Raw genomic sequence first — 538 nt, 5'->3', positions numbered from 1 at the left:
GGCGGGACGACATAGGCGAGGCGCAGCGCCGGGGAGAGCGATTTCGCCACCCCCGCGATGTAATAGGAAATGGAGGGCGCGAAGGTGGCGAGCGGCGGCGGCGCGCTGCGCGGCAGCATGCCATAGGCGTCGTCCTCGACGATCGCGATGCCCTGCGCCGTCGCGATGGCGGCGATCGCGGCGCGGCGGTCCGGGGGCATCGTGGCGGTCGTGGGGTTGTGCAGGGTCGGCGTGCAGTAGAGCAGCTTCGGCCGGTGCGCGCGGCAGGCGGCCTCGAAGGCGTCGGGCAGCAGCCCGTCCGCATCCATGGCGACCGGCACCAGGCGAAGGCCGCGATGGGCGGCCAGCGCGCGGAAGCCCGGATAGGTGAGATCCTCGACGCAGACGGCATCGCCAGGGGCGGCGAGCAGGCCGGCGATCGCGAGCAACGCGCCCTGCGCGCCGGGGCAGAGCAGCACGCGCTCGGGCGGCAACGGGCCCATCCGGTCACGCAGCCAGTGCGCGCCGGCGGCGCGGTCGGCCATGGCGCCGCCGATAT

General features: G+C 74.7%; 1 protein-coding gene. It reads right to left on the bottom strand.

The features are described from left to right. Positions 1–538 (bottom strand): aminotransferase class I/II-fold pyridoxal phosphate-dependent enzyme (locus APM_RS12715; RefSeq protein WP_007423781.1); only part of this gene is annotated, 538 nt, incomplete at both ends.

Source organism: Acidiphilium sp. PM (genome assembly GCF_000219295.1).
Classification (GTDB): domain Bacteria; phylum Pseudomonadota; class Alphaproteobacteria; order Acetobacterales; family Acetobacteraceae; genus Acidiphilium; species Acidiphilium multivorum.
The sequence above is the reverse complement of the archived record's forward strand: the minus strand, read 5'-3'. Positions and strand labels throughout refer to the sequence as shown.